Consider the following 24,096-nt stretch of genomic DNA (forward strand, 5'->3'; position numbering starts at 1 on the left):
TATCTCTCTTTGAATTTGTTCAGTCTGCAGACATGCCGGCCTTCTTGGCGACGTCGCCCAGGCGCTTGTATTCCGTTTCGCTCAGCTTCGCGAGCTCCTGCGGCGACGAGCCGCGCGGCGAGAAGCCGGCCTGTGCCAGCTTGGCCTTCACGTCGGGCATGGCGAGCGCTTCGACAAAAGCTTCGTTCAGCGCCTTGACGACCGGCGCCGGCAGGTTGGCCGGGCCGTACACGCCGAACCAAGGCTCCAGCGCATAGCCCTTCAGGCCCGCTTCGGCCATGGTCGGCACGTCGGGCAGCGAGGGCGAGCGCGCCGGGCCCGCCACCGCCAGCGCGCGCAGCTTGCCGGCCTGGATGTGCGGCAGCGAGGCCGGCAGGTTGTCGAACATCACGCCGATGTTGTTGCCCAGCATGTCGGTGATGGCCGGACCGCTGCCCTTGTAGGCCACGTGCACGAGTTCGGTGCCGGTCATCTGCGCGAACATCACGCCGGCCAGGTTCATTGAGGTGCCGGCGCCCGCGGTGGCGTAGGGCATGCCCGGGTTCTTCCTGGCGGCGGCGATCAGGTCGGGCACGGTCTTGATGGCCGAGGCGGCGGGCACTTCCAGCACGATGGTCGAGGTGCCCAGCAGGCTGATGGCGGTGAAGTCCTTGCGCGGGTCGAAGGCCATCGACTTGTAGATGTGCGGGTTCAGCGCATTGGTCGAGATGGCGCCGAAGCCGATGGTGTAGCCGTCGGGCGCGGCCTTGGCCACGGCGTCCATGCCGATGTTGCCGCCCGCGCCGCCGCGGTTGTCGATCAGCACCGGCTGGCCCAGCTTCTCCGACACCTTCTGTCCCACGGTGCGCGCCACCAGGTCGGTGGTGCCGCCGGGCGTGTAGGGCACGACGAACCTGATCGGCTTCGACGGATAGTCGGCCGCGTGCGCAAGGAAGGGCACGGCCAGCAGTGCGACGGCCGTCGCGCGGCGGGTGAGGGTGAAAACAGTCTTCATGCTTTGAATTGATCTTTCAGGCCGGCCCAGCAGTCGGCGTAGTCTGTGTCGAGTGCGCTGCTTTTCAGCGCGAAGTTGGTGGGAATGAAGCGGTAGCGGCTCTCGAACATGAAGGCCAGCGTGTTGTCGAGCTTGTGCGGCTTGAGGTCGGCATTCGTGGCCTTGTCGAAGGCTTCCTCGTCCGGCCCGTGCGGCACCATGCAGTTGTGCAGGCTCGCGCCGCCGGGCTTGAAGCCGCCCGGCTTGGCGTCGTACTCGCCCAGCACCAGGCCCATGAACTCGCTCATGAGGTTGCGGTGGAACCACGGCGGGCGGAAGGTGTTCTCCATCACCATCCAGCGCGGCGGGAAGATCACGAAGTCGCAGTTGGCGGTGCCAGGCGTGTCGCTGGGCGATGTCAGCACGGTGAAGATCGACGGATCCGGATGGTCGAAGCTGATCGAGCCGATCACCATGAAGTGCGCCGTGTCGTACTTCACCGGCGACAGGTTGCCGTGCCAGGCGACCACGTTGAAGGGCGACTGCTTCATCGGCGCCTGCCAGAAGCGACCGCCGAATTTCTTGACGATCTCGTAGCCGCCTTCCTCCGTTTCGAAGGCCGCCACTGGCGCCTGGAAGTCGCGCGCGTTGGCCAGGCCGTTCGAGCCGATGGGGCCGAGTTCGGGCAAGCGGAAGTGCGCACCGTAGTTCTCGCACACGTAGCCGCGCGAGAGCCCGTCCGGCAGCGCCACCTTGAAGGCCATGCCGCGCGGCAACACCGCGATTTCGCCGGGCTTCACGTCGAGCACGCCCAGCTCGGTGGTGACGACCAGGCGGCCCTGCTGGGGCACCAGCAGCATTTCGCCGTCGGCGTTGACGAAGGCGCGGCGCTCCATCGAGCGGCCGGCCAGGTACATCAGCGAGCCGATGCCGACCTGCGACTCGGCGTCGCCGTTGGCCGCGATGGTGTGCATGCCGTCGATGAAGTCGACGCCGTCCGCGCCGTCCAGCGGCTGCGGATGCCAGCGCAGCGGCTCGGGCGGCAGCGCGATCTCGCGGTCGGCGCCGGTGGTCCAGTGCGGCTGCGCATACGGCTGGTAGCGGCCCGACACCACCGAGGGCTGGCGGCGGTACAGCCAGGTGCGGCGGTTCTCGTGGCGCGGCGCGGTGAAGGCGGTGCCGGAGATCAGCTCGGTGTAGAGGTCGAAGGGGCCGCGCTGCGGGTTGTTGCGGCCCTGGGGCAGGGCGCCGGGCACCGCCTCGGAGGCATATTCGTTGCCGAAGCCGCTCTGGTAGCGCCGTTCGGAGGGCGGGGTTGCTTGGGTCATGTGTTTTCTCTTTCGAAAAATCGCGATGAGGTTGGAATGCGAAGGCCGGGACTCAGCCGGCGCGCGCCGCGTCGAAGGCCTCGCGCAGCACGGCCAGCGAGCCGATGTGGTTGGCCAGCACGAGCACCAGGCGGGCGTTGAAGGCGTGGCTCTCTTCGTTGGAAAGCCCCTGGTGCGCTTCGATGAGCGCCTCGTAGAAATCGTCGGGCGCCTCGAGGTTGGGCGTGGTGATCAGTTGCTGTGGTGCTTGCATGGCGTTCATGCCTTGGCCAGTGCGCGGTCGACGGCCGCGCGGATGAGGGTGGGCGTGGGGCTGCGCCAGCGCGCGCACACGTGCTGGTCGGGCCGCAGCAGGTAGACGGTGCCGGCCCGCGCGTCGTAGCGCCGCGTGGCGAGTTCGCCGTCGGGCGTGGTGTCTTCCACGCGCACCACGTGCAGCGGCAGGTCGCATTCCTTCAGCGCCTGCAGGCTGCGCTCGGCGGCGTCGCCCTGGCCGAACACCAGCGCGGTGAAGCGCTCGGCATGGCATTCGCGCAGCAGCCAGCCGGTGCTGCCGCCGGCGCGGGCCACGGGTGCGTCGGCAGCCGCCGCGCCGGGCACCATCGTGCCGGCGAAGGCGTCGGCGTCGGGCGTGTTGAGCGGCGAATCGCGCAGCACCGTGGCCACCGACAGGCGCCCGCTGTTGACCAGCGTGCGCGCGAAGGCATGGCGGCGGGTCAGCTCCAGCACCGCGTCGCGGAAGAGGCGGCTCACGTCGCTCTTGGGCGTGATGAAGTCGGTGGCGCGCGTGGAGTTGCGGATGTTCTCGTCGGCCGCGAATTCGCGTTCGCTGGCGTAGCTGTCGAGCAACGCATCGGGCGCCTGGCCTTGCACCACGGCCGCGAGCTTCCAGGCGAGGTTGTCCGCGTCCTGCACGCCCGAGTTGGCGCCGCGCGCGCCGAACGGCGACACGCCGTGCGCCGAGTCGCCCGCGAACAGCACGCGGCCGTGGCGGAAGCGCTCCATGCGCTGGCAGGCGAAGGTGTAGACGCTGGCCCAGCCGATCTGGAACTGCACGCCCTCGAAGCCGATGCTGTCGAGCAGCGCGCGCACCCGCGGCGTGATGTTCTCCGGCTTGCGCTCTTCCGCCGGGTCGGCGTCCCAGCCGAGCTGGAAGTCGACGCGCCACATGCCGTCGGCCTGCTTGTGCAGCAGCACGCTCTGGCCGGGGTGGAACGAGGGGTCGAACCAGAAGCGGCGCTCCGTGGGCAGGTGCGCGTCCATCGTGATGTCGGCGATCAGGAAGCGGTCGCGGAAGATCCGGCCTTTTGCTTCCAGGCCCAGCATCTGGCGCGTGGGGGAGCGCGAGCCGTCGCAGGCGGCGACGTAGCCGGCACGCAGCCGGTACTCGCCCTGGGGCGTTTCCACCGTCAGCACCGCGCCGTCGCCGCCTTGCTCGATGCCGGTCACCTTGTGGTTCCAGCGCAGGTCGATGAGCGGCAGCGCGGCCACGCGCTCGACGAGGTAGCCCTCGACGTAGTACTGCTGCAGGTTGATGAAGGCCGGGCGCTCGTGGCCGGGCTCGGGCAGCAGGTCGAAGCTGTAGACCTGCTCGTCATGGAAGAACACCTTGCCGACGTTCCACGACACGCCCTTGTCGACCATGCGGTCGCCGCAGCCGAGGCGGTCGAACACCTCGAGCGTGCGCTTGGCGAAGCAGATCGCGCGCGAGCCGCTGGACAGGGTGTTGTCGTTGTCGAGCAGCACCACGGGCACCTGCCGCAGTGCGAGGTCGATGGCCAGCGTGAGGCCCACCGGGCCGGCGCCGACGATCACGACGGGGTGTCGCGCCGGTGCCGCCGCGTCCTGGTCGGCGTGGCGCTTGTAGTCGAAGCGCAGGCTTTGATAGTCGATCACGTACTTGTCTCCGTGTCCTTTGTCCTTGTCTTGCTCCTTCCCCCTTTGGGGGAAGGTCGGGATGGGGGCACGCGGCGTTCACTTCGGACGCTCTGCCTGCCCCCACCCCAGCCCTCCCCCAGCGGGGGAGGGAGCGATGCGGGATCAGCCTTCGAGCGCCTTCCACATCTCGATGTCGCGCTCGGCCGTCCACACGCGCGGATCGGCATGGCCCGAGGCCTCGTCGTAGGCGCGGCTCACGTCGAAGGGCATGCAGTGGTCGAAGATCACCCACTGGCTGTACTTGGGCTTGAGCTTTTCGTAGGTCTCCTTGTAGACCGCGTTCAGGTCGCGGCCGGCCTTCACGCCTTCCTGCACGCTGGCGTACACGTCGGAGATGAAGTTGCGCGTGCCCGTCAGGCCCTCCGCCACGGCCTCGGGCGTGGTGAGCGCGGCGCCGCGGCCCGGCACCAGCGCCACGGGCTTGAGCGCGGCGATGTTGTCCAGCGTCTGCGGCCAGTCCTTGAAGTAGGCGTCGCCGGCGTACGGCGTGGCGCCGAACTCGACCAGGTCGCCCGACAGCAGCGTGCGTTCCTGCGGCAGCCAGACGACGGTGTCGCCCTTGGTGTGGCCGCGGCCCAGCTGGATGAGCTGCACTTCGAGCTTGCCCAGCCACAGCGTCATCTTGCCGGTGAAGGTCATGGTGGGCCAGGTCAGGCCCGGGGGCACGGTCTCGACGTTCTGGAACAGGCGCGGGAAGCGGCCGATTTCGCTGGCCTTGTCCTGTTCGCCGCGCTCGACGATCAGGTCGCGCGTGTCCTGGCTGGCCAGGATGTGCTCGGCGCCGTAGCCTGCCGCGCCCAGCACCCGCACCGCGTGGTAGTGGGTGAGCACCACGTACTTGATGGGCTTGTCGGTCACCTCGCGGATGCGGCGCACCACGTCGGCGGCCATGGCGGGGGTGGCCTGGGTGTCGGCCACCAGCACGCAGTCGTTGCCGATGACGATGCCGGTGTTGGGGTCGCCCTCGGCGGTGTAGGCCCAGGCATGTTCGGAGATCTGGCTGAAGGTGATCTTCTTCTCTTCCATGTCGGCCTGGCTGGCGAATTTCTTGGCTTGGCTCATCGTGTGTCTCCGTCGGTGGGTTGGAATCTGTGATTCGTTTAAGTCGAACGAATTTGCGGTTAACGAATTTTCGGAGTGTAAGCGCCGGATCAGTTAATGTCTAATCCCTTCTTCATGAACGAACAACCGGACGCCAAAGGCAGCCATGGCCACTGACACCGACCGCGCCCAGCGCGGCATCCAGAGCATCGAGGTCGGCGGCCAGCTGCTGCGGGCGCTGGTGCACCACGGCCGGCCCATGGCGCTGAAGGACCTGGCGCGGGAAGCCGACATGACGGCGGCCAAGGCGCACCCGTACATGGTCAGCTTCGGGCGCCTGGGCCTCATCGAGCAGGACCGCGCCAGCGGCCACTATCTGCTCGGCCCGCTGGCCTTGCAACTGGGGCTCATCAGCCTGCAGCAGGCCGACCCGGTGCACATCGCCACGCCGCTGATCGGCCAGCTCGCCCAGCAGATCGGCCACACCGTGGCGCTGGCCGTGTGGGGCGCGCGCGGCGCGACCATCGTCCGCACGGCCGAGTCGCCGTCGCCTGTGCACGTGAACATGCGGCACGGCACGGTGTTCTCGCTGACCAACACCGCCTCGGGCCGCGTCTTCGCCACCTACCTCGACGCCGAGGTGGTGCGCCGCCTGCTCGAGGAAGAGCGCCAGCGCCAGAAGCAGCGCAAGGGCGCCGAGCCCGCGCAGCCGGCCGGCATGCCGCCGGTGCAGCCGCTGCCTTCATGGAGCGACTTCGAGCGCCAGCTGAAAGAAGTGCGCGACCACGGCATCAGCCGCTCCGACGGCGAGGTCATCGAGGGCGTGAGCGCCATGGCCGCGCCGGTGTTCGACCACACTGGCGCCATCGTGCTGGCCGTCACCGCCATCGGCCCGGCCGGCATCTTCGATACGGCGTGGGACGGCGAGATCTCCCGCGCGCTCAAGGCCTGTGCGGACACCGTGTCGCAGCGCCTGGGCGCCACCGCCGTTCCCGCCCCGGCGAATTCCCCCAAACCAGAGCGATGACGCGCGTCACACCAGAAAACACCTCCACCTTCGAAGCAGTACAGGCGGCCGCACGGCTGCTGCGCGATGCCCGGCGCATCGTGGTGTTCTCCGGCGCCGGCCTGTCCCGCGCCTCCGGCATTCCGACCTACCGCGACGCCGACGGCCTCTGGAAGAGCCAGAACGCGCTGCAGTTCTCCCACGCCGAAGACCTGGCGCGCGATCCGTCGGGGTTCACGAAGTTCTGGGCGCAGCGCATGTCGGTGATCGAATCGGCACAGCCCAATCCGGGCCACGCCGCGCTCGCGGCGCTGCAGCGGCTGCGGCCGGCCACGCGGCTGGTGACGCAGAACGTCGACGGCCTGCTCACGCTGGCCGGCGGGCAGGACGTGCTCGAACTGCACGGCTCGCTGCGCCGCTGGCGCTGCGACCGCTGCGGCAACCGAAGCGGCCCCTGGCCCTTCCACCGCTGCCTGCGCTGCGGCTCGCATGCGCGCCCCGACGTCGTGATGTTCGGCGAGATGCTGAATGCCGGCGTGCTGCTCGACGCGCAGGTGGCCGCGCAGGAGTGCGATCTGTTCATGGTGGTGGGCAGCACCACCATCGTCTACCCGGCCGCCGAACTGCCGCAGACGGCGCTGGCGCACGGTGCACGGCTCGTCACGCTGAACCTGGAGCCGCTGCCGCACCTGGACGATGCGGCCTCCGTGGTGTTGCGGGGGGAGTCGGAAGACCTGTTGCCGAAGTTGCTGGCGGGTTGGGGCTGAAGCAGTCGCCAAGCAACACCGGCGCTCCACCCACCACGATCACCGCACCGCAATGCGCTGATCTAGCAGGAAGGCACGATCAATCTGCCTGGCTAGGTTCTCGATGTCTTGCTCGCCTACACCGGCCGCGGCGAAGTGATCTTTCCAGCCGTCGACCACGCCCGCAACACGACGGATGCTCAGTGCGGCATCGTCCGCGCTGAGTCCGAATTGCGCATGCTCGCTGAACGCGTTCTCGATAGTGGAGTCTTGATTTTTCTTGCCGACACGCATTGCCTGGTAGCCGAGCGCGTGCCCGGTAGGCAGTACATCGAACGCCGGGGACAGTTCGTACTCCGCGGCGTCCGATTGAAGGAGCACGTGATTCTTCTCATGATCGTCCGTGTTGTCGATGAGTATGTTGAACACCATGCGATCAAACAGCTCAGCCATGTCCTTGCGAAAAAGCTGATTCTTCACAACGCCTCGGCGGCGTAGCAATTGCGCGAGCTCCGGGTAGCCTGGCACTCGCACTCCAGCCGCTTTCAAGGCCGTGTTCGCAGAGAGCGCATGCACCCTGGCATTGCCGATGCGGTCGAAGCGCTTTACGGCAACCGCGTGCCCCCTGGCTAGCGGGATTGCCCGCGTTTCCGCCGAACTGATTCCAGCCTTCTTCGTGAGCGTCATGGTTGCGTGCTCGACCAGCGGCATGTCCACATCCTCGCCATGCTCGGAGAACTTCACGATCCATTGCGCCCCTTCGATGTCGACAAGGGCTTTGGGCCGAGCCCCTCCCATCGTCACACTGGGCACGATCAGTCGGCGCTTCGCGTCCGGCACGGCTTGGCCCGAAAGCACGGATTCGACCATCGCCTGGATCGATGCAACGTCTGCCATTCCAGGCAGCGGTCCCAGTGTGCGCGGCACATATTCGACGTCTGACAGGGACACCCCGAGGGCGCCGAATCGATCGTCTCCCGCATAGAAAAGGTATTCCATCAGCGATCGCCTTTGGGGCTTGTCGAGTGCATTGATGACACGCTCGCCCCATCGGTCGGGCCGCGCGTCGTCGACGGCCCCGACCGCTGTCTCCACGTCTTCCGGGATGAATTCGAGATCTATCAGCGGGCAGTTCTCGCTGATTGCAAAGCCCGAATTCAACCAGTCTGTCGAGTAGCGCAGGGAAACGCCGCGCATGGCGCGAAACGTCCTCAGTTCTCCGATCAGGCGCGGACTGACAGGATCCCCTAGCCACCACAGGAACAGCGTGTCCCGGGGCTCGAACGTTGAAAGGTCTGCTGGCGTCACTTCGATTTCTTCTTTCCGGGGGCGGGCAGACCAGAGTTATTTGCGATGCGAAGTGCGTTCAAGGTATCGCGCAGAGACTTCGCCTGGGATCCAGCCACAGGCGCGTCCCCCCGAAGATTCACCGCATCCTTCTGCCGTTGCATCCGACCCTGGTCCAGGCCGGAGGGAGACGGGTGCTCGCTTCTCTGGATTTCAGGAAGACGTCGCGGGGGATCGATCCCGGTGGAGCTTTGCGAAGCGCGAAGAGTCTCCAGGATCTGCTTGACGCTGCCGACCTCGCGCGTCGGCGAGTCTTGAGCCAGGCGCTGGCTGATGGACGGCGCCCGCCTCACGGCGCGCTGCTGTGCCTCACGGATGTCATCTTCGAGCGCGCCAAGATCTTGTGAAGGGTCAGCGAGTGTCGGGAGTTGCTGGCTGCGACCGATCATCCAGAGCGCGGTCGCGTAAATACCCATGCCTACGCTCGGATCCCCGCTTTCCATCCGGGCCACTGTTGGTGCGGACACGCCAATGCGAGCGGCCCAATTCTCAATGGATTGTTTTCGGCGCTTCCTGGCGATGGCCAAGTTGGCGCCCAGGGCGCGAAGCTCTGCGGAAATGGCTGAAGGCATGGCCGCCAGAGCTTGGGACTTCTTCGGCATACATAGATATTAGCATTTTCCGCATTTTTCGAATATCTATGTTGGTTGAGTCGATCACTTCTGCAACTGGTCGACCCACTGCACCACATCGGCCACGGCGGCGTCGCTGGCCGAGACCAGCGCCTTCACCCCGCCGGGCGCGTCGGCGCTCGGCGCGGGGCTGCGCACGGTGAAAAGGCGCTGGCCCAGCACGCGGTCGCCGGCGGGGGTGCCGCGGATCAGCGTGGCGCGCAGGCGCACCAGGCCCACGCTGGCGCTGGCCGAATCGAAATAGTGGCTGAACTCGTCGAGCGAGATGCGCAGCGTGTCGGGCACTTCGCCCTTGCTGCGCGAGATGGTCGCGCTTTCTTCCGGGCCGAGCACCGTGCGGCGCTCCGACAGCGTGTCGCGCAGCCGCTGGCGCAGCAGTTGCGCCGGCGGCATGCTCCAGCGCGACTGGCCGTAGGGCCGCAGCTCGTTGGCGTCGGCGTAGCCCAGGCGGTAGAGGATCTGCGTGCCGTCGAGGCGGCTGTTGCTCTCGAACTCGGCCAGCGCGAGGGTGGGGCGCATCTGCGCCGGGGCCGATGCCTGCGCCTGCGTGGCGGTGGCAGTGGTGGGGCCGGGGCCGAAGTCGTACAGCGTTGCGCGCGCGGGCTTGTCGGGCAGCGCGCCGCAGCCGGCCGCCAGCAGCGCGAAGCCGACGGCCAGCGCCGCCGTGGCGGCAGCGCGGCGCGGCTTCGCCAGCGAACGGATGGCATGGATGGTGGCGTTCATGGTCATGATGGGCCTCTTCTCTCCCTCAGGGCCGCGTCGCGGCGGGGGCGCTGAAACCCGGCTCGCCCGGGCCCGCCGCCGTGCCGCCGTTGCCGAACAGCAGCGATTGCGGGTTGTCGTTGATGCTGTCGGCCGCGCGGCCCAGCCGGCGGATGGCGTGCGAGGTGTCGTCCGCCACGCGGTTCACGCGCGGCAGCGTGGCCGAGTTGAACGAGTCGACCGCCTGCGCCAGCGCCTTGGTGCCGTCGCTCAGGCGCTCGACCGGGCCGTCGGGCGCGTTCAGCCGCACGACGGTGGTGTTGAAGTTGTTGGCCACGCGCGAGACGTCGCCCGCCGCCTTCTTCACCGAGGCCATGGTGTCGGGCAGCTTCGTCAGCGCCGGGTTCAGGCCGGTCTTGACCGTGTTGTCGAGCGTCTTGAGCAGCGTGTTGGCGCTGGCCGAGGCGGCCGCGATGTTCTCCAGCGCATCGGCGGCGCGCTTCTGGTTGGGGTCGCTCAGCAGCTGGTTGGCGCGCTTGGTCACTTCCTCGACCTGGTTGATGATGGCTTCGCCGCGGTCCTGCAGCTGCGCCAGCATCGACGGCTTGAGCGGGATGCGCGGCGGGTCGTCGTTGTCCGGCTTGAGCGACACGGTCGACTCGCCCTTGTCGTCCAGCGCGATGAAGGCCAGGCCGGTCACGCCCTGGTAGCTCAGCGTGGCAAAGCTGGAGGTGGTGAGCGGCACGCGCTCGTCGACCGTGATGCGCACCCGCACGTTGCCCTTGACCTTGGGGTCGAAGTCGATCGACGTCACCTTGCCCACCGCGATGCCGCGGTAGCGCACCATGGCCTGCGGCTGCAGGCCGCTCACGGCTTCGCGCGTGGACAGTTCGTAGACGTTGCGCACGGTGTTGTCGCGCGTGAACCAGATCACCAGCGCGACGAGCGCGGCGATCAGGCCGAGCACGAAGGCGCCGGCGGCGAGGGCATGGGCCTTGTTTTCCATGGTGGCTACCTACCTTTCAGCGGCCCGCCTCCGCGGCGGGCTGCGATGCGAGAGTTGCGTCGGCGGGCTTGTCGTGCAGGGCCTCCAGGGCGCGCTGCCCGCGCCCGCCGAGAAAATATTCGTGGATGAACGGATGCGGATACGCGATGACCTCGCGCGCCGCGCCGGTGACGATCACCTTCTGGTCTGCCAGCACCGCGATGCGGGTGCTCAGGTCGAACAGCGTGTCCAGGTCGTGCGTGACCATCACCACCGTCAGGCCCAGCTCGCGGTGCAGGCCGCGCAGCAGGTTGCAGAAGCTGTCGGAGGCCTCGGGGTCGAGGCCGGCCGTGGGCTCGTCCAGCAGCAGCAGCGGCGGGTCCATGATGAGCGCGCGCGCCAGCGCCACGCGCTTGATCATGCCGCCCGACAGGTCCGACGGGCTCATGTTGGCGTGCCGGGGCTCCAGGCCCACCATCTGCAGCTTCACCAGCGCCGCGTGGCGGATCAGCTCGTCGGGCAGCAGCTTCAGCTCGCGCAGCGGAAACGCGATGTTCTCCAGCACGCTGAAGGCCGAAAACAGCGCGCCGTGCTGGAACAGCATGCCCACGTTGGCCGCGCCCGAGGCGCTGAGTTCGCCCGGTTCCTGGCCCAGCACCTCGACATGGCCGCGCGTGGGCTTTTCCAGCCCGAGGATCTGGCGCAGCAGCACCGTCTTGCCGGTGCCCGAACCGCCGACCAGCGACAGCACCTCGCCGCGGTCGATGTGCAGCCGCAGGTCGCGATGCACCACCTGCTCGCCGTCGGCGTTCTTGAACACCGTCCACAGGCCGCGGATGTCCACCACGGTCTGGTCGGTGTCGGGGCGCACGGGCATGCTCATCTCGTCATCCCCGGAAGCCGATGCCTTTGAAGAGCACGGCGAAGAGCGCGTCCACCAGGATCACCGCGGTGATAGAGGTCACCACCGACGAGGTGGTGCCGCGCCCCAGGCTCTCGGTGTTGGGCTTGACCTTCATGCCGAAGTGGCAGCCGATCAGCGCGATCAGCACGCCGAACACCGCCGACTTGGCCATGGCCAGCCACAGGTTGGAAATGGGCACCGCGCGCGGCAGCGCCGACAGGAAGTACGACGGCGAGATATTGAGCGCCGCGTCGGCAGCCAGCATGCCGCCCGCGAGCGCCGCCATCGAGGTCCACAGGCTGATCAGCGGCATGGCGATGGCCAGCGCCAGCACGCGCGGCATCACCAGCCGGAAGCCATGGGCGATGCCCATCACGCGCATCGCGTCGAGCTCTTCGGTCACGCGCATCACGCCGATCTGCGCGGTGATGGCCGAGCCCGAGCGCCCGGCGATCAGCACCGCCGCCAGCACCGGCCCCAGCTCGCGGATCAGCGAGAGGCCGAGGATGTTCACCACGAAGGTCTCGGCGCCGTACTGCCGCAGCTGCTGCGAGATCAGGTAGGCCAGCACCACGCCGATCAGGAGCCCGACCAGCGCCGTGATGTGCAGCGCGGTGGCGCCGAACTGGTACAGGTGCCCGGAGAAATCGCGCCACGGTCCGCGGTGCGGCGCGCGGACCAGCGCGCAGAGGTCGATCGCGAGCTGGCCGAGCAGGCTGGTGAAGTCGCGCATCACGATCATCGCGCGCGGGCCGTTGTGCGAGAACGCGCGCAGGCGGTCGTTCAGCGTGGGCGAGGGTTCCTCGGGCGTGGCGACGGTGTATTGCGCCACATGGTCGAGCACCGCCTTGTGCTGCGGCGCCATCTCCAGCGCGGCGGGCCAGGCGTGGCGCCAGTGTTCCCACAGCAGCTGCGCGCCGATGTGGTCGAGCTGCTCGATCGCGCGCAGGTCCCAGGCGCGGTCGTCGGTTGCCGGGGCTGCCTCCAGGCTCTTCGACAGCGCCTGCCAGGCCGGCTTGGACGACATCGCCAGCGTGGTCCAGCGGCCGGTGGCCACGGTCCACTGCCGGCCGTCCCGCTCCTGCTGTCCGAGGCCGGGCCACGCGCTGTCGGCGGCTGGAGCGTCGGCAGGCGATTGGGCAGGGGACATAGGGCGTACGAGCGGGAAAGTTAACAAAAGCCAGGTGCGAATCGCGCATCGTAACCGGGTGCATCCGCCGTGCACGTGTTGCAGACCCCTCGTTCGCGTAGGGCACCACGCCGTTTCTTCAGCTTTTCTTAATTAACACCTCGGGCGCGCCGAGGCCACGGGCTCTCACGGCGAACGCCCACCCGCTCAGGCCGCGAAGCCGTCCGCCAGCGCCTCGCGCAGCCATGCCACGAACGCCGTCACCGCCTGCGGCACGTGCGTGGCATAGGGCCGTATTGCATACAGCCGCTCGCCGAAAGCGCCCACCGATCGCCATTGCGGCAGCACCTGCTGCAGCTTGCCCGACTGCAGCGCCGACTGCGCGCTGAAGTCGGGCACCAGCGCGATGCCCAGCCCGGTGAGCGCCGCGTCGCGCAGCGCCTCGCTGTTGTTCGCCACCAGCGGCCCCGACACCGGCACCGTGATACGCGGCGCCGAGGCCTTGGCCTCGAAGTGCCAGGTCGGCGTTTCCTGGGCGCGCGGGTAGTGCAGGCAGTCGTGGCCGGCCAGCGCCTGGGGCTCGCGCGGCGTGCCGCGGCGGCGCAGGTAGGCGCGGCTGGCCACCAGCACCGACTGGGTCTCGCACAGCGTCCAGGCCACGTGGGTGTCGGGCGGGGCGGCGGTGTGGCGGATCGCGAGGTCGAAACCCTCCATTGCGAGCGAGCTGAGCCGGTCCGACAGGTCGAGCTCGATGCGCACCTCGGGCTGCGCGCGCAGGAAGTCGGCCAGCCGCGGCACCAGCTGCTGGCGCGCGAAGGCCACCGGCGCCGTCACCCGCACCAGCCCGCGCGGCACGCCCGCCAGGTCGCGCACGCCGGCGAAGCTGTGCGCAATCTGCTCGAAGGGCGCGCGCATGTCGTCCACCAGCCGCCGGCCCGCCTCGGTGAGCCGCACGCTGCGCGTCGTGCGCTGCACTAATGGCGCGCCGGCCGCATGCTCCAGCTCGGCGATGCGCTGGCTCATGGCCGCCTTGCTCACGCCCAGGCGCAGCGCGGCGGCGGTGAAGCTGCCTTGCTGCGCCAGCACCGTGAGCCAGTGCAGGTGGGTCCAGAGCGACTCGATATTTTGGGGTTTCATGCATCCATTGTTCGCCATGGTGAACAATAAATTCAAGTTTCGTGTCTAGGCGCGAGGGGGCACGCTGCCTAAACTGGCCGCATTCCCCCTCTTGACCCGTCACGCGAAAGCACAGTCCCCATGCCCACCACGAACATCGACCACTTCATCGGCGGCCAGCCTGCCGCCAACACTTCCGGCCGCACGCAGGACGTGACCAACCCCGCCACCGGCGCCGTCACCGGCAAGGTCGGCCTGGCCGATGTGGCGCAGGTTTCCGCCGCCGTGGCCGCCGCGCAGGCCGCCTTCCCGGCCTGGGCCGACACCCCGCCCATCCGCCGCGCGCGCGTCATGTTCAAGTTCCTGCAGCTGCTCAACGAGCACAAGGACGAGCTGGCCCGCATGATCACCGCCGAGCACGGCAAGGTCTTCACCGACGCGCAGGGCGAAGTCAGCCGCGGCATCGACATCGTCGAGTTCGCCTGCGGCATTCCGCAGCTGCTCAAGGGCGACTTCACCGACCAGGTGAGCACCGGCATCGACAACTGGACGCTGCGCCAGCCCCTGGGCGTGGTCGCCGGCATCACGCCCTTCAACTTCCCGGTGATGGTGCCGATGTGGATGTTCCCGGTGGCCATCGCCGCGGGCAACACCTTCGTGCTCAAGCCCAGCCCGACCGACCCGACGCCCTCGCTGCGCATGGCCGAGCTGCTGAAGGAAGCCGGCCTGCCCGACGGTGTGTTCAACGTGGTGCAGGGCGACAAGGCCGCGGTCGACGCGCTGCTGGAGCACCCCGACGTCAAGGCCATCAGCTTCGTCGGCTCCACGCCCATCGCCAACTACATCTACGAAACCGGCGCCCGCCACGGCAAGCGCGTGCAGGCCCTGGGCGGCGCGAAGAACCACATGGTGGTGCTGCCCGACGCCGACATCGACCAGACCGTCGACGCGCTGATCGGCGCGGGCTACGGCTCGGCCGGCGAGCGCTGCATGGCCATCAGCGTGGCGGTGCTGGTGGGCGACGTGGCCGACAAGATCATCCCCAAGCTCATCGAGCGCACAAAGACGCTGCAGGTGCTCAACGGCACCAACCTCGCGGCCGAGATGGGCCCGATCGTCACGCGCGCCGCGCATGAACGCATCACCGGCTACATCGACCTGGGCGAGAAGGAAGGCGCGAAGCTGCTGGTGGACGGCCGCGAGTTCGACGGCAACAAGGCGGGCGAAGGATGCGGCGACGGTTTCTGGATGGGCGGCACGCTGTTCGACCACGTCACGCCCGAGATGCGCATCTACAAGGAAGAAATCTTCGGCCCGGTGCTCAGCTGCGTGCGCGTGGCCAACTTCAAGGACGCGGTCGACCTGGTCAACGCGCACGAGTTCGGCAACGGCGTGAGCTGCTTCACCCGCGACGGCAACGTGGCGCGCGAATTCAGCCGCCGCATCCAGGTCGGCATGGTCGGCATCAACGTGCCGATCCCGGTGCCCATGGCCTGGCACGGCTTCGGCGGCTGGAAGCGCTCGCTGTTCGGCGACATGCATGCCTACGGGGAAGAGGGCGTGCGCTTCTACACCAAGCAGAAGTCGGTCATGCAGCGCTGGCCTGAGAGCATCGGCAAGGGTGCCGAGTTCGTCATGCCCACGGCCAAGTAGCATGCAGTGCGGCGCGAGGGGCGCCGCCATCCCGGCCAGAAATTTCGTCGAACAAAAAAGAGAGACAAGTCAAACGCCATGAGCGAGACCCAATTCGACTACATCATCATCGGGGCCGGCACCGCCGGCTCGCTCATGGCCAACCGGCTAAGCGCCGACAAGAGCAAGCGCGTGCTGCTCATCGAGGCCGGCCGCAAGGACGACTACCACTGGATCCACATTCCGGTCGGCTACCTGTATTGCATCGGCAATCCGCGCACCGACTGGCTCTACAGCACCGAGTCCGACGCCGGCCTCAACGGCCGCGTGCTGCGCTATCCGCGCGGCAAGACGCTGGGCGGCAGCTCCAGCATCAACGGCATGATCTACATGCGCGGCCAGTCGCGCGACTACGAGCAGTGGGCGCAGCTCACGGGCGACGAGTCGTGGCGATGGCAGAACGTGCTGCCAGCCTTCAAGAAACACGAAGACTTCTACCTCGGCGCCGACGAGATGCACGGCGCCGGCGGCGAATGGCGCGTCGAGAAGCAGCGGCTGCGCTGGGACATCCTCGACGCCTTCGCCGAAGCCGCGGCCCAGGCCGACGTGCCGCACACCACCGACTTCAACCGCGGCAGCAACGAGGGCGTGGGCTACTTCCAGGTCAACCAGAAGAACGGCTGGCGCTGGAACACCGCCAAGGCCTTCTTGCGTCCGACCTGCTATGGCAGGCCCAACTTCGAGCTGTGGACCGGCGCGCAGGTGTCGCGCCTGCTGTTCGAGACGCTGCCCGACGGCACGCGCCGCTGCACCGGCGCCGAGGTGTGGAACGGCAGCGAGACGGTCACCGCGCAAGCCACGCGCGAGGTGATCCTGAGCGCGGGCGCCATCGGCTCGCCGCAGATCCTGCAGCTCTCGGGCATCGGCCCGGCCGCGCTGCTGCGCCAGCACGGCATCGAGGTGGTGGTCGACGCGCCCGGCGTCGGCGCCAACCTGCAGGACCACCTTCAGATCCGCGCGGTCTACAAGATCAGCGGCGCGCCCACGCTCAATGTGCTGGCCTCGTCGATGGTCGGCAAGGCGAAGATCGGGCTCGAGTACATGCTCAGGCGCAGCGGCCCGATGAGCATGGCGCCGTCGCAGCTCGGCGCCTTCACGCGCAGCTCGCCAGAGCACGAGTGGCCCAACCTGCAGTACCACGTGCAGCCGCTGTCGCTCGATGCCTTCGGCGATCCGCTGCACAGCTTTCCGGCGTTCACCGCCAGCGTGTGCAACCTCAACCCCACCAGCCGTGGCGCGGTGCGCATCAAGAGCGGGCGCTTCCAGGACGCGCCTGCCATCGCCCCCAACTACCTGAGCACCGACGAAGACCGCAAGGTGGCGGCCGACTCGCTGCGGGTGACGCGCCGCATCGCGTCGCAGCCCGCGCTCGCCAAGTACAAGCCCGAGGAATGGAAGCCCGGGGTGCAGTACCAGACCGACGAAGACCTGGCCCGCCTGGCCGGCGACATCGCCACCACCATCTTCCATCCGGTCGGCACCACCAAGATGGGCGCCGACGGCGACCCGATGGCGGTGCTCGACTCGAAGCTGCGCGTGCGCGGCGTGCGGGGCCTGCGCGTGGTGGATGCGGGCGCGATGCCCACCATCACCAGCGGCAACACCAACAGCCCTACGCTGATGATGGCGGAGAAGGCCGCCGGCTGGATTTGCGGCGAGGCGCAGGACTAGCTCCGGCCGCGTCGCTCTATCTGCTGTGCCTGCCGGTGCTGCTGCGCAGGACGGCCCGGCAATAGCTCCCGTCCAACACCAGAAACACCGAGGAACCGGCTTTGCCGGGCCTCAGGTGTTGCCCCCGGTAGGGGGTTGGCGCAGCGACACGAAGTGCGCGTAGCCTGGGGGCGAGCCCTATTTTTCGATGGTCTTGTTCCAGCGCGCGTTCCACGCGGGGCGATTGGCGTTGATGCTTTCCCAGTCGATGGTCACGGCCGTCTTCATCCACTTGTTGATGTCCGCCACCTGCGCGGCGCCTTCACCCTCGGCGGGGGTCTTGGGGTTGGTCGGGATCTGCGCGCCGTACTGCAGCACGTTGGCCTGCGCCACCGGGCTCAGCAGGAACTCGGCGAGCTTCTGCGACAGCTCGGGCTCGCTGTTGTTGGCGATCACGCACTGGCCCACCATCAGCACCACCGCGCCTTCCTTGGGCGGCGCGTACTCCACCGGAATGCCCTTGGTCTTGAGCGCCGCGACGGCCGTGGGCGTCAGCGGGAAGATGGCCGCCTCGCCGGTCTGAACCATCTCCGACAGCTTGGCCGAGCTCGGGATGTACTCCAGCACGTTCGGCCCGACGGTGGTGGGCCAGGCCTTGAAGCCCGGCTCCACGTTCTTGTCGTTGCCGCCCTGGATGCGGTTGAACATCAGGAAGCCGTGCAGCCCGAAGGACGACGACGACATCGACTGGAACACCACCTTGCCCTTGTACTTGGGGTCGGCCAGGTCCATCCACGAAGTGGGCGGCGCCCAGCCCTTCTCCTTGAACATCTTGGCGTTGTAGGCCAGGCCGGTCATGCCCAGGCTCACGCCGCTGGCCATGTCGTCCTTGAAGCGCGCCGCGGGATAGATCTCGCTGAGCGACTGGCTGGGCTTCTGCTTCTGGCACAGGCCCATGCCGATGGCGCGCACCATGATGCCGTCGTCCAGGAACATCACGTGCATCTGCGGCTTGTCCTTGTTGGCCTGCGCCTTCGCGAGGATGTCGGACGAGGTGCCGGGCACCACCACCACCTTGGCGCCGTAGGCTTTCTCGAAGGCCGGGAACACGTACTGCGTGTACGCCTTCTCCATGGTGCCCCCGTTCATGCCGATGTAGAGGGTCTTGGTCTGCGCGCCGGCGGTGCCGGCGGCCGCGAGCAGGGCGGCCAGGAGAAGGACGGGGCTCGGGGACTTGGCGGTGCGTGACATGGTGATGCTCTCCAATCAGGTTCAGGTGGGGACGGGTGAAGAAACGGGTTGTTCGTCGAAGCGCTCGATGGCAAAGGCGTCGATGGGCGTGTCGCTGCGTCCGTCGCGCGCCAGTTCGGCCAGCACCTCGCCGGCGGCCGGGCCGATCTGGAAGCCCGCGCCCGCGAAGCCGAAGCCGTGGAACAGGCCGGGCGTGGTGCGGCTGGGCCCCAGCACCGGTTCGCGGTCGGGCAGGTAGCCCTCGGTGCCCCCCCAGGTGCGGATGATGTGCGCATGGCGCAGCGCGGGCAGCAGTTCCACCGCCTGCATCGCGAGCGTGGCGATGCCGTCGCGCTCGGCGCGTGCGCGGTCGGCATCGAGCGTGATGCCGGTGCCGCCGCCGAGCACGAGATTGCCGCGCTCCACCTGCCGGCAGTAGATGCCGCCGCCCTCCACGCCGAGGCTCCACGCCATGAAGCGCGGCAACGGCTCGGTCACCGCCATCAGCGGGCTGCGGGAGCGCATCGGCGGCGTCTCGCCGAACTGGCTGGCGATGGCGCCGGCCCAGGCGCCCGCGCAGTTGAGCAGCACCGGCGCGCGCACTTCGAGCTCGTTGCCCGAGCGCACCGTGAACAGCGCGCCGTCGTGCGCCACCTCGTCGACCTGGTGGCGCTCGAAGACCTGCGCGCCCGCGCGTCGCGCAGCGAGCGCGAAGGCCGGCGACACCAGCCGCGGGTTGGCCTGCCCGTCCTCGATGCACAGCGAGCCGCCCACGGCGCGTGTGCCGAGCCAGGGGCATTCGGCGCGCAGCCGCGCGGCGGAGATCAGTTCCAGGCCCAGGTCGAAGTCGCTGCTGAGCGCGCGGTAGCGCTCCAGCGACGCCATGTCGGCCTCGCTGCGCGCGATCTTGAAATGGCCCGAACGCAGGTATTCGCCGTCGGTGCCCAGCAGCTCGGGCAGCCGGCCCCAGATGCGGTGCGCGCGCTGCGCCAGCGGCAGCTGGCTCAGCGGCCGGCCCTGGCGCCGCACGCCGCCGAAGTTCACGCCGCTGGAGCGCGAACCGCAGAAGTCGCGCTCCAGCAGCACCACGTCGACGCCCATGCGCCGCAACGCCAGCGCGGCGGAAGAACCGACGATGCCGCCGCCGACGATGGCGACCTCGGTCTGCAGTTTCCTGATGCCGCTCATGCGCCGCTTCCTTCCGCGGGCACGAGCCGGATCGGGATCGGCTTGATCGGCGCCTGGCCGCGCAGCCGTCCGACCTGCTGCAGCGGCTGCCGCGTGGCATGCGCGAGGATCTCGGCCGCGGCCACGCCGCACATGCGGCCCTGGCAGCGGCCCATGCCGACGCGCGACAGGGCCTTCAGGCGGTTCATCTCGCTGGCGCCGGCATCGGCGATCGTCCGGCGCAGGCTGCCTGCCGTGACGTTCTCGCAGCGGCAGACCACGAGCTCGTCGGGCGCATGCGCGGCCCAGTCATCGGGCACGGGGAAGGCGCGCTCCAGGCCGTGGCGAAAGCCGGTGATCCGGTCGAGCCTGCGTTCGAGGTCGGCGGCGCGCGCGGTGTCGACCGCCACGCCGTTGTCCGAAAGCAGCGCCAGCGCCGCGCGTTCGCCGGCCCACTCGGCCGCGTCCGCGCCCATGATGCCGGCGCCGTCGCCGGCCAGGTACACGCCCTCGACGCTCGCGCGGCCCGCCGCGTCGCGCACCGGCAGGTGTGCGCGGTGCAGCGGCGCGTAGTCGAAGCGGCAGCCGAGCAGGTCGGCCAGTTGAGTTTCGGAGCGCAGCGCGTAGCCGAAGCCGACGGCATCGCAGGCCAGCGTGCGCTCTTCGTTGCCGTCCTGCCAGGCCACGCCGGTGACGCGGCCCTGCGCCTCGTCGCCCAGCACGCGCAGCGGCCGCACGCCGCCGTGCAGCGCAATGCCGTGCGCGCGCAGCCAGCCGACGTAGTACACGCCCTTGGCGAACACCGCCGGCTGCGACAGCATCGCGGGCGTGGCGGCGAGCTGGTCGGCCAGGCGCGCGGTGTCCAGCACCGCCGCCACCTGCACGCCGGCCTTCGCATACTGGTACGCCACCAGGTACAGCAGCGGCCCGGTGCCCATGAACACCACGCGCCGGCCGATGGCGCAGCCCTGGAACTTGAGCGCGACCTGCGCGCCGCCCAGCGTGTACACGCCCGGCAGCGTCCAGCCCGGCACCGGCAGCACGCGGTCGGTGGCGCCCGTCGCCACGATCAGATGGCTGTAGGGCACACGGCTCGTGCCGCGCGTCGGGTTGTGCAGCACGTCGAGCTGGTGGTCCTGCGCGTTCCACACCAGGCTGTCGGGGCGGTGGTCGATGCGGCCCCTCAGAGCGTCGAAGGTCTGGTGCAGCGCGTCGGCACGCTTCGACTCGAAGCCGTAGAGCGTTCTGGCGGTTCGCTGCGCGAGGCCCGCGGGCGGGCGGCGGTAGATCTGCCCGCCGGCGCGCGGCGCCTCGTCGATCACCACCGGCCGCAGGCCATGCGCCACCAGCGTCTGCGCCGCGCGCACGCCGGCCGGGCCGGCGCCGACGATCGCGGGTCGGAGTTCGCCTGTTGTCGTCGTCATGCGCCGTTCTTTCCGGTGACGAGCGCCATGCCGGGCGCGATGAAGGTCGAGCAGGCGCGCAGCCGCTCGCCTTCGCCGGTGGAGATCCAGCAGTCCTGGCAGGCGCCCATCATGCAGAAGCCCGCGCGTGGCAGCCCGCTGAACTCGTTGCGGCGCAGCTGGGCGCTTTGGGTGAGCACGGCGGTCAGCACGGTGTCGCCGGCCAGCGCGCTGGCCGGAGCGCCGTCGAGCGTGAAGTGCACGGCCTCGCGGCCGGTGGTTTCGGCCACGCGGTGAAGCAGGGCGGTTGGAGTCGTCGTCATTTATCTGCGCCCCACCAGCACGCGGTCCAGGCCGTAGATGCGGTCCAGCAGCACCATCGCGAAGGCCGTCACCGCCACCATCAGCGCCGACACCGCCGCCATCAGCGGGTCGATCGACTCGGTGGCATACATGTACATGCGCACCGGCAGCGTCACCGTGCTCGGCGCGGTGACGAAGATCGACATCGTCACTTCGTCGAAGCTGTTGATGAAGGCCAGCATCCAGCCGCCGGTGACGCCCGGCAGGATCATCGGCAGCGTGATGCGGCGGAACACCGTGGCCTGGCTCGCGCCCAGCGACAGCGCGGCCTGCTCTGCGCTGCGGTCGAAGCCCACCAGCGCCGCCACCACCAGCCGCAGCGTGTAGGGCGTGACGATGAGCGCATGCGCCATCACCAGCCAGCCGAAGCTGCCGGTGCCGCCGACCAGCGCGAACAGCCGCAGCAGCGCCACGCCCAGCACCAGGTGCGGCACGATCAGCGGCGACAGGAACAGGCCGTTGAGGAAATCGCGCCCCGGAAACTCGTAGCGCGTGATCGCCATGCCCGCCGGCACCGCGAGCAGCGTCGCGATGGTGGCCGAGCCGAGCGCCAGCCACAGGCTGTTCCAGAACGACTGCATGAAGTCGGGATGCGCGAACACCGCCTCGAACCAGCGCAGCGAGAAGCGCGTGGTCGGGATGGTCAGCGTGTTCTCGGGCGTGAACGCCACGATGCACACCACCACCAGCGGCGCGAGCATGAAGACGATGACGAGCGCGTTGAACGCGAGGGCGATGGGGCCGTTCCTGTTCATCGCTTCAGCCCAGCGCTTTCTTGTAGCGGCCTTCTACGAGGCGGTTGTAGCTCAGCATCACAACGAGGTTCGCTACCAGAAGGACCAGCGCAACAGCAGCACCCAGCGGCCAGTTGAGCTCGCTCAGGTATTCGTCGTACACGATGGTCGCGACCATCTTCAGCCGCCGCCCGCCCAGCAGCCCCGGGATGGCGAACGAACTCGCGGCCAGGCCGAACACGATCAGGCTGCCGGAAAGAATGCCCGGCATCACCTGCGGCAGCACGATGCGCCGCAGCGTGGTGAAGGGCGTGGCGTTGAGCGACAGCGCCGCGTTCTCCACGCCCGCGTCCAGCTTCTGCAGCGATGTCCATACCGGGATCACCATGAAGGGCAGCATCACGTGCACCAGCGCGATGATCACGGCCGCGTTGGTGTAGAGAATCTTCACCGGCCCGATGCCGACGAGGCCCAGCAGCCCGTTCACCGCGCCTTCGGGGCCCAGCAGCATGCTCCAGCCGAAGGCCCGCACCACCACCGACACCAGCAGCGGCGCCAGCACCACCAGCAGCAGCACCGAGCGCCACGGGTTGCGCATGCGGCTGAGCACATAGGCCTCAGGCGCGCCGACCACCACGCAGATCACCGTGACCAGCGCCGAGACCCAGAAGGTGCGCCAGAAGATGCCGAGGTAGTACGAATCGGAGAACACCAGCGCGTAGTGCGCGAGCGTGAACTCGCTCGACTTGGGGCCGGTGGCCGGGTCGTACACGTTGAACGACAGCACCGCCGTGAGCGCCAGCGGCACCAGCAGCAGCGCGGTGAACAGCAGCAGCGCCGGGCCGGAGAGCCACCACGGGGTGGCCTTGCTCTTCGAGGCGCTCATGCTGCGACAGCCCTTTCTTCGGCCGGCAGCAGCCGCATGCAGTGCGCCGGCCAGTCGATGCCGGTGCGGGCGCCTTCGTCCAGCGCGTCGCGCCCGTCGTTGGGGCTCAGCACCGTGAGGTCGCCGACCGGCGTGGCGATGCGGTAGAGCCACTGGCTGCCGAGGAAGAACCGCTCCTGCACCTCGCCGTCGAGGCGGCCTTGGCCCGGCGGCACCAGCTGCAGCTTCTCGGGCCGCACGCTCAGCAGCGCGGCGGCGTCCATGCCGAAGCCGGTGTCGTCCACGTCGAGCGAGAGCGCGCCGACCTCCACGCAGGTGCGCGTGGCGCTGCTGCTCGACACGCGGCAGTCGAGCAGGTTGGCCTTGCCCACGAAGGTGGAGATGAAGCGCGTGCTCGGATGCTCGTACACCCGCTGCGGATGGTCGATCTGCGTGGCGCGGCCGCCTTCCATCACCACCACGCGGTCGCTGATGGACATGGCCTCGCTCTGGTCGTGCGTGACCATCACCGTGGTGGTGCCGACCTTGCGCTGGATCTGGCGCAGCTCGAACTGCATTTCCTCGCGCAGTTTGGCGTCGAGGTTGGACAGCGGTTCGTCGAGCAGCAGCACCGGCGGCTCGATGACGAGCGCGCGCGCCAGCGCCACGCGCTGACGCTGGCCGCCCGACAACTCGCGCGGATAGCGCCCGGCGTGCGCCTCCAGGTGCACCAGCGCCAGCGCCTGCTTCACCCGCTCGGCGCGCTCGGCCTTGGGCATCTTGCGCATCTCCAGGCCGAAGCTCACGTTGTCAGCCACCGTCATGTGCGGGAACAGGGCGTAGGTCTGGAACACGATGCCCAGGCCGCGCGTGTTGGCCTTGGCATGCGTGATGTCCTTGCCCGCGAGCTCGATGCGGCCGCTGCTCACGGCCTCGAAGCCCGCAATCATCTGCAGCGTGGTGGTCTTGCCGCAGCCCGAAGGGCCGAGCAGCGAGACGAACTCGCCCTTTTCCACCGCCAGGTTCATGGCCGACACCGCGCGGGTGGCGCCATAGAACTTGGTCACGTCGGTGAGCCTGAGGAATGACATGGATCGGGCCTTTCTGCGGTGGCGAAAAGATGGCTGCGGGCAGCTTGTTCCAGC

23 protein-coding genes are annotated in these 24,096 nt (G+C 68.8%); 4 read left to right on the plus strand and 19 right to left on the minus strand.

The features are described from left to right. Nucleotides 1-19 precede the first annotated feature (19 nt). The 5 genes from AC1RVW_RS17360 to AC1RVW_RS17380 form a co-directional block, all read right to left on the minus strand. A complete protein-coding gene (locus AC1RVW_RS17360) occupies nucleotides 20-994 on the minus strand; it encodes a Bug family tripartite tricarboxylate transporter substrate binding protein (protein WP_493201365.1) in 975 nt (324 codons plus the stop codon). After that, a complete protein-coding gene (gene hmgA / locus AC1RVW_RS17365; protein WP_081266981.1) occupies nucleotides 991-2,301 on the minus strand; it encodes a homogentisate 1,2-dioxygenase in 1,311 nt (436 codons plus the stop codon). The genes AC1RVW_RS17360 and hmgA overlap by 4 nt, the downstream gene beginning before the upstream one ends. A 52-nt stretch (nucleotides 2,302-2,353) precedes the next feature. Next, nucleotides 2,354-2,554, minus strand: coding sequence for a DUF2783 domain-containing protein (locus tag AC1RVW_RS17370; protein WP_081267002.1), 201 nt, complete (start codon nucleotides 2,552-2,554; stop codon nucleotides 2,354-2,356). A gap of 5 nt (nucleotides 2,555-2,559) precedes the next feature. After that, entirely contained in the window at nucleotides 2,560-4,197 is a 1,638-nt protein-coding gene (locus AC1RVW_RS17375) for an FAD-dependent oxidoreductase (protein ID WP_493201368.1), read from the minus strand. A 144-nt stretch (nucleotides 4,198-4,341) separates the two neighbouring features. Further along, nucleotides 4,342-5,301 (minus strand): MBL fold metallo-hydrolase, encoded by a 960-nt coding sequence (locus AC1RVW_RS17380; RefSeq protein ID WP_493201370.1) that lies wholly within the window; start codon nucleotides 5,299-5,301, stop codon nucleotides 4,342-4,344. 145 nt (nucleotides 5,302-5,446) lie between these two features. Here AC1RVW_RS17380 and AC1RVW_RS17385 point away from each other — a divergent pair, with 145 nt between their 5' ends. Both AC1RVW_RS17385 and AC1RVW_RS17390 read left to right on the plus strand, forming a co-directional pair. Next, entirely contained in the window at nucleotides 5,447-6,307 is an 861-nt protein-coding gene (locus AC1RVW_RS17385) for an IclR family transcriptional regulator (protein ID WP_081266978.1), read from the plus strand. Continuing rightward, nucleotides 6,304-7,053: an SIR2 family NAD-dependent protein deacylase gene (locus tag AC1RVW_RS17390; RefSeq protein ID WP_493201372.1), complete on the plus strand. Its 750-nt coding sequence runs from the start codon at nucleotides 6,304-6,306 to the stop codon at nucleotides 7,051-7,053. The genes AC1RVW_RS17385 and AC1RVW_RS17390 overlap by 4 nt, the downstream gene beginning before the upstream one ends. A gap of 39 nt (nucleotides 7,054-7,092) precedes the next feature. Here AC1RVW_RS17390 and AC1RVW_RS17395 read toward each other — a convergent pair whose 3' ends face one another. The 7 genes from AC1RVW_RS17395 to AC1RVW_RS17425 form a co-directional block, all read right to left on the minus strand. Next, nucleotides 7,093-8,340, minus strand: coding sequence for a type II toxin-antitoxin system HipA family toxin (locus AC1RVW_RS17395; RefSeq protein WP_493201374.1), 1,248 nt, complete (start codon nucleotides 8,338-8,340; stop codon nucleotides 7,093-7,095). Continuing rightward, on the minus strand, nucleotides 8,337-8,951 hold the full coding sequence (locus AC1RVW_RS17400) for a hypothetical protein (RefSeq protein ID WP_493201376.1): 615 nt from the start codon (nucleotides 8,949-8,951) through the stop codon (nucleotides 8,337-8,339). Before AC1RVW_RS17400 ends, AC1RVW_RS17395 begins: the two co-directional genes overlap by 4 nt. An 84-nt stretch (nucleotides 8,952-9,035) precedes the next feature. Beyond that, nucleotides 9,036-9,734: an ABC-type transport auxiliary lipoprotein family protein gene (locus tag AC1RVW_RS17405; protein WP_493201406.1), complete on the minus strand. Its 699-nt coding sequence runs from the start codon at nucleotides 9,732-9,734 to the stop codon at nucleotides 9,036-9,038. Nucleotides 9,735-9,759: 25 nt separating this feature from the next. Continuing rightward, the gene (locus tag AC1RVW_RS17410) at nucleotides 9,760-10,719 is read right to left on the minus strand and encodes an MlaD family protein (RefSeq protein ID WP_106936057.1); all 960 of its coding nucleotides are present in this window, start codon (nucleotides 10,717-10,719) and stop codon (nucleotides 9,760-9,762) included. 16 nt (nucleotides 10,720-10,735) lie between these two features. Next, on the minus strand, nucleotides 10,736-11,581 hold the full coding sequence (locus tag AC1RVW_RS17415) for an ABC transporter ATP-binding protein (RefSeq protein WP_081266974.1): 846 nt from the start codon (nucleotides 11,579-11,581) through the stop codon (nucleotides 10,736-10,738). A gap of 4 nt (nucleotides 11,582-11,585) precedes the next feature. After that, complete coding sequence (locus AC1RVW_RS17420; protein WP_493201379.1) at nucleotides 11,586-12,752, minus strand: MlaE family ABC transporter permease; 1,167 nt, start codon at nucleotides 12,750-12,752, stop codon at nucleotides 11,586-11,588. 186 nt (nucleotides 12,753-12,938) lie between these two features. After that, nucleotides 12,939-13,868, minus strand: coding sequence for a LysR family transcriptional regulator (locus tag AC1RVW_RS17425; RefSeq protein WP_081266972.1), 930 nt, complete (start codon nucleotides 13,866-13,868; stop codon nucleotides 12,939-12,941). Between the two features lie 120 nt (nucleotides 13,869-13,988). Between AC1RVW_RS17425 and AC1RVW_RS17430 the strand changes: the two genes are divergently transcribed. After that, nucleotides 13,989-15,500 (plus strand): CoA-acylating methylmalonate-semialdehyde dehydrogenase, encoded by a 1,512-nt coding sequence (locus AC1RVW_RS17430; RefSeq protein ID WP_493201381.1) that lies wholly within the window; start codon nucleotides 13,989-13,991, stop codon nucleotides 15,498-15,500. A gap of 78 nt (nucleotides 15,501-15,578) precedes the next feature. Next, complete coding sequence (locus AC1RVW_RS17435; protein ID WP_493201383.1) at nucleotides 15,579-17,210, plus strand: GMC family oxidoreductase; 1,632 nt, start codon at nucleotides 15,579-15,581, stop codon at nucleotides 17,208-17,210. A 177-nt stretch (nucleotides 17,211-17,387) separates the two neighbouring features. On the opposite strand, the gene AC1RVW_RS17440 is transcribed toward AC1RVW_RS17435, so the two are convergent. The 7 genes from AC1RVW_RS17440 to AC1RVW_RS17470 are packed head-to-tail and all read right to left on the minus strand — an operon-like array spanning nucleotide 17,388 to nucleotide 24,042. Continuing rightward, nucleotides 17,388-18,440 (minus strand): ABC transporter substrate-binding protein, encoded by a 1,053-nt coding sequence (locus AC1RVW_RS17440; protein ID WP_081266998.1) that lies wholly within the window; start codon nucleotides 18,438-18,440, stop codon nucleotides 17,388-17,390. Between the two features lie 21 nt (nucleotides 18,441-18,461). Next, entirely contained in the window at nucleotides 18,462-19,607 is a 1,146-nt protein-coding gene (locus AC1RVW_RS17445; protein ID WP_493201386.1) for an NAD(P)/FAD-dependent oxidoreductase, read from the minus strand. After that, nucleotides 19,604-21,010: an FAD/NAD(P)-dependent oxidoreductase gene (locus tag AC1RVW_RS17450; RefSeq protein ID WP_493201388.1), complete on the minus strand. Its 1,407-nt coding sequence runs from the start codon at nucleotides 21,008-21,010 to the stop codon at nucleotides 19,604-19,606. The genes AC1RVW_RS17445 and AC1RVW_RS17450 overlap by 4 nt, the downstream gene beginning before the upstream one ends. Then, nucleotides 21,007-21,312, minus strand: a complete 306-nt coding sequence (locus AC1RVW_RS17455; protein ID WP_081266966.1) for a (2Fe-2S)-binding protein — start codon at nucleotides 21,310-21,312, stop codon at nucleotides 21,007-21,009. Before AC1RVW_RS17455 ends, AC1RVW_RS17450 begins: the two co-directional genes overlap by 4 nt. Beyond that, nucleotides 21,313-22,107: an ABC transporter permease gene (locus tag AC1RVW_RS17460; protein ID WP_081266965.1), complete on the minus strand. Its 795-nt coding sequence runs from the start codon at nucleotides 22,105-22,107 to the stop codon at nucleotides 21,313-21,315. A gap of 4 nt (nucleotides 22,108-22,111) precedes the next feature. Next, entirely contained in the window at nucleotides 22,112-22,972 is an 861-nt protein-coding gene (locus AC1RVW_RS17465; protein WP_493201391.1) for an ABC transporter permease, read from the minus strand. Then, nucleotides 22,969-24,042, minus strand: coding sequence for an ABC transporter ATP-binding protein (locus AC1RVW_RS17470; protein WP_081266963.1), 1,074 nt, complete (start codon nucleotides 24,040-24,042; stop codon nucleotides 22,969-22,971). The genes AC1RVW_RS17465 and AC1RVW_RS17470 overlap by 4 nt, the downstream gene beginning before the upstream one ends. Nucleotides 24,043-24,096 lie beyond the last annotated feature (54 nt).

This window comes from Variovorax sp. MPBD4-3 (assembly GCF_058809745.1).

Coding starts and splice junctions, on each gene's coding strand:
- AC1RVW_RS17360 (WP_493201365.1), bottom strand. CDS start 994: ATGAAGACTGTTTTCACCCTCACCCGCCGCGCGACGGCCGTCGCACTG.
- hmgA (WP_081266981.1), bottom strand. CDS start 2,301: ATGACCCAAGCAACCCCGCCCTCCGAACGGCGCTACCAGAGCGGCTTC.
- AC1RVW_RS17370 (WP_081267002.1), bottom strand. CDS start 2,554: ATGCAAGCACCACAGCAACTGATCACCACGCCCAACCTCGAGGCGCCC.
- AC1RVW_RS17380 (WP_493201370.1), bottom strand. CDS start 5,301: ATGAGCCAAGCCAAGAAATTCGCCAGCCAGGCCGACATGGAAGAGAAG.
- AC1RVW_RS17385 (WP_081266978.1), top strand. CDS start 5,447: ATGGCCACTGACACCGACCGCGCCCAGCGCGGCATCCAGAGCATCGAG.
- AC1RVW_RS17390 (WP_493201372.1), top strand. CDS start 6,304: ATGACGCGCGTCACACCAGAAAACACCTCCACCTTCGAAGCAGTACAG.
- AC1RVW_RS17400 (WP_493201376.1), bottom strand. CDS start 8,951: ATGCCTTCAGCCATTTCCGCAGAGCTTCGCGCCCTGGGCGCCAACTTG.
- AC1RVW_RS17405 (WP_493201406.1), bottom strand. CDS start 9,734: ATGAACGCCACCATCCATGCCATCCGTTCGCTGGCGAAGCCGCGCCGC.
- AC1RVW_RS17410 (WP_106936057.1), bottom strand. CDS start 10,719: ATGGAAAACAAGGCCCATGCCCTCGCCGCCGGCGCCTTCGTGCTCGGC.
- AC1RVW_RS17415 (WP_081266974.1), bottom strand. CDS start 11,581: ATGAGCATGCCCGTGCGCCCCGACACCGACCAGACCGTGGTGGACATC.
- AC1RVW_RS17420 (WP_493201379.1), bottom strand. CDS start 12,752: ATGTCCCCTGCCCAATCGCCTGCCGACGCTCCAGCCGCCGACAGCGCG.
- AC1RVW_RS17425 (WP_081266972.1), bottom strand. CDS start 13,868: ATGAAACCCCAAAATATCGAGTCGCTCTGGACCCACCTGCACTGGCTC.
- AC1RVW_RS17430 (WP_493201381.1), top strand. CDS start 13,989: ATGCCCACCACGAACATCGACCACTTCATCGGCGGCCAGCCTGCCGCC.
- AC1RVW_RS17435 (WP_493201383.1), top strand. CDS start 15,579: ATGAGCGAGACCCAATTCGACTACATCATCATCGGGGCCGGCACCGCC.
- AC1RVW_RS17440 (WP_081266998.1), bottom strand. CDS start 18,440: ATGTCACGCACCGCCAAGTCCCCGAGCCCCGTCCTTCTCCTGGCCGCC.
- AC1RVW_RS17445 (WP_493201386.1), bottom strand. CDS start 19,607: ATGAGCGGCATCAGGAAACTGCAGACCGAGGTCGCCATCGTCGGCGGC.
- AC1RVW_RS17450 (WP_493201388.1), bottom strand. CDS start 21,010: ATGACGACGACAACAGGCGAACTCCGACCCGCGATCGTCGGCGCCGGC.
- AC1RVW_RS17455 (WP_081266966.1), bottom strand. CDS start 21,312: ATGACGACGACTCCAACCGCCCTGCTTCACCGCGTGGCCGAAACCACC.
- AC1RVW_RS17460 (WP_081266965.1), bottom strand. CDS start 22,107: ATGAACAGGAACGGCCCCATCGCCCTCGCGTTCAACGCGCTCGTCATC.
- AC1RVW_RS17465 (WP_493201391.1), bottom strand. CDS start 22,972: ATGAGCGCCTCGAAGAGCAAGGCCACCCCGTGGTGGCTCTCCGGCCCG.
- AC1RVW_RS17470 (WP_081266963.1), bottom strand. CDS start 24,042: ATGTCATTCCTCAGGCTCACCGACGTGACCAAGTTCTATGGCGCCACC.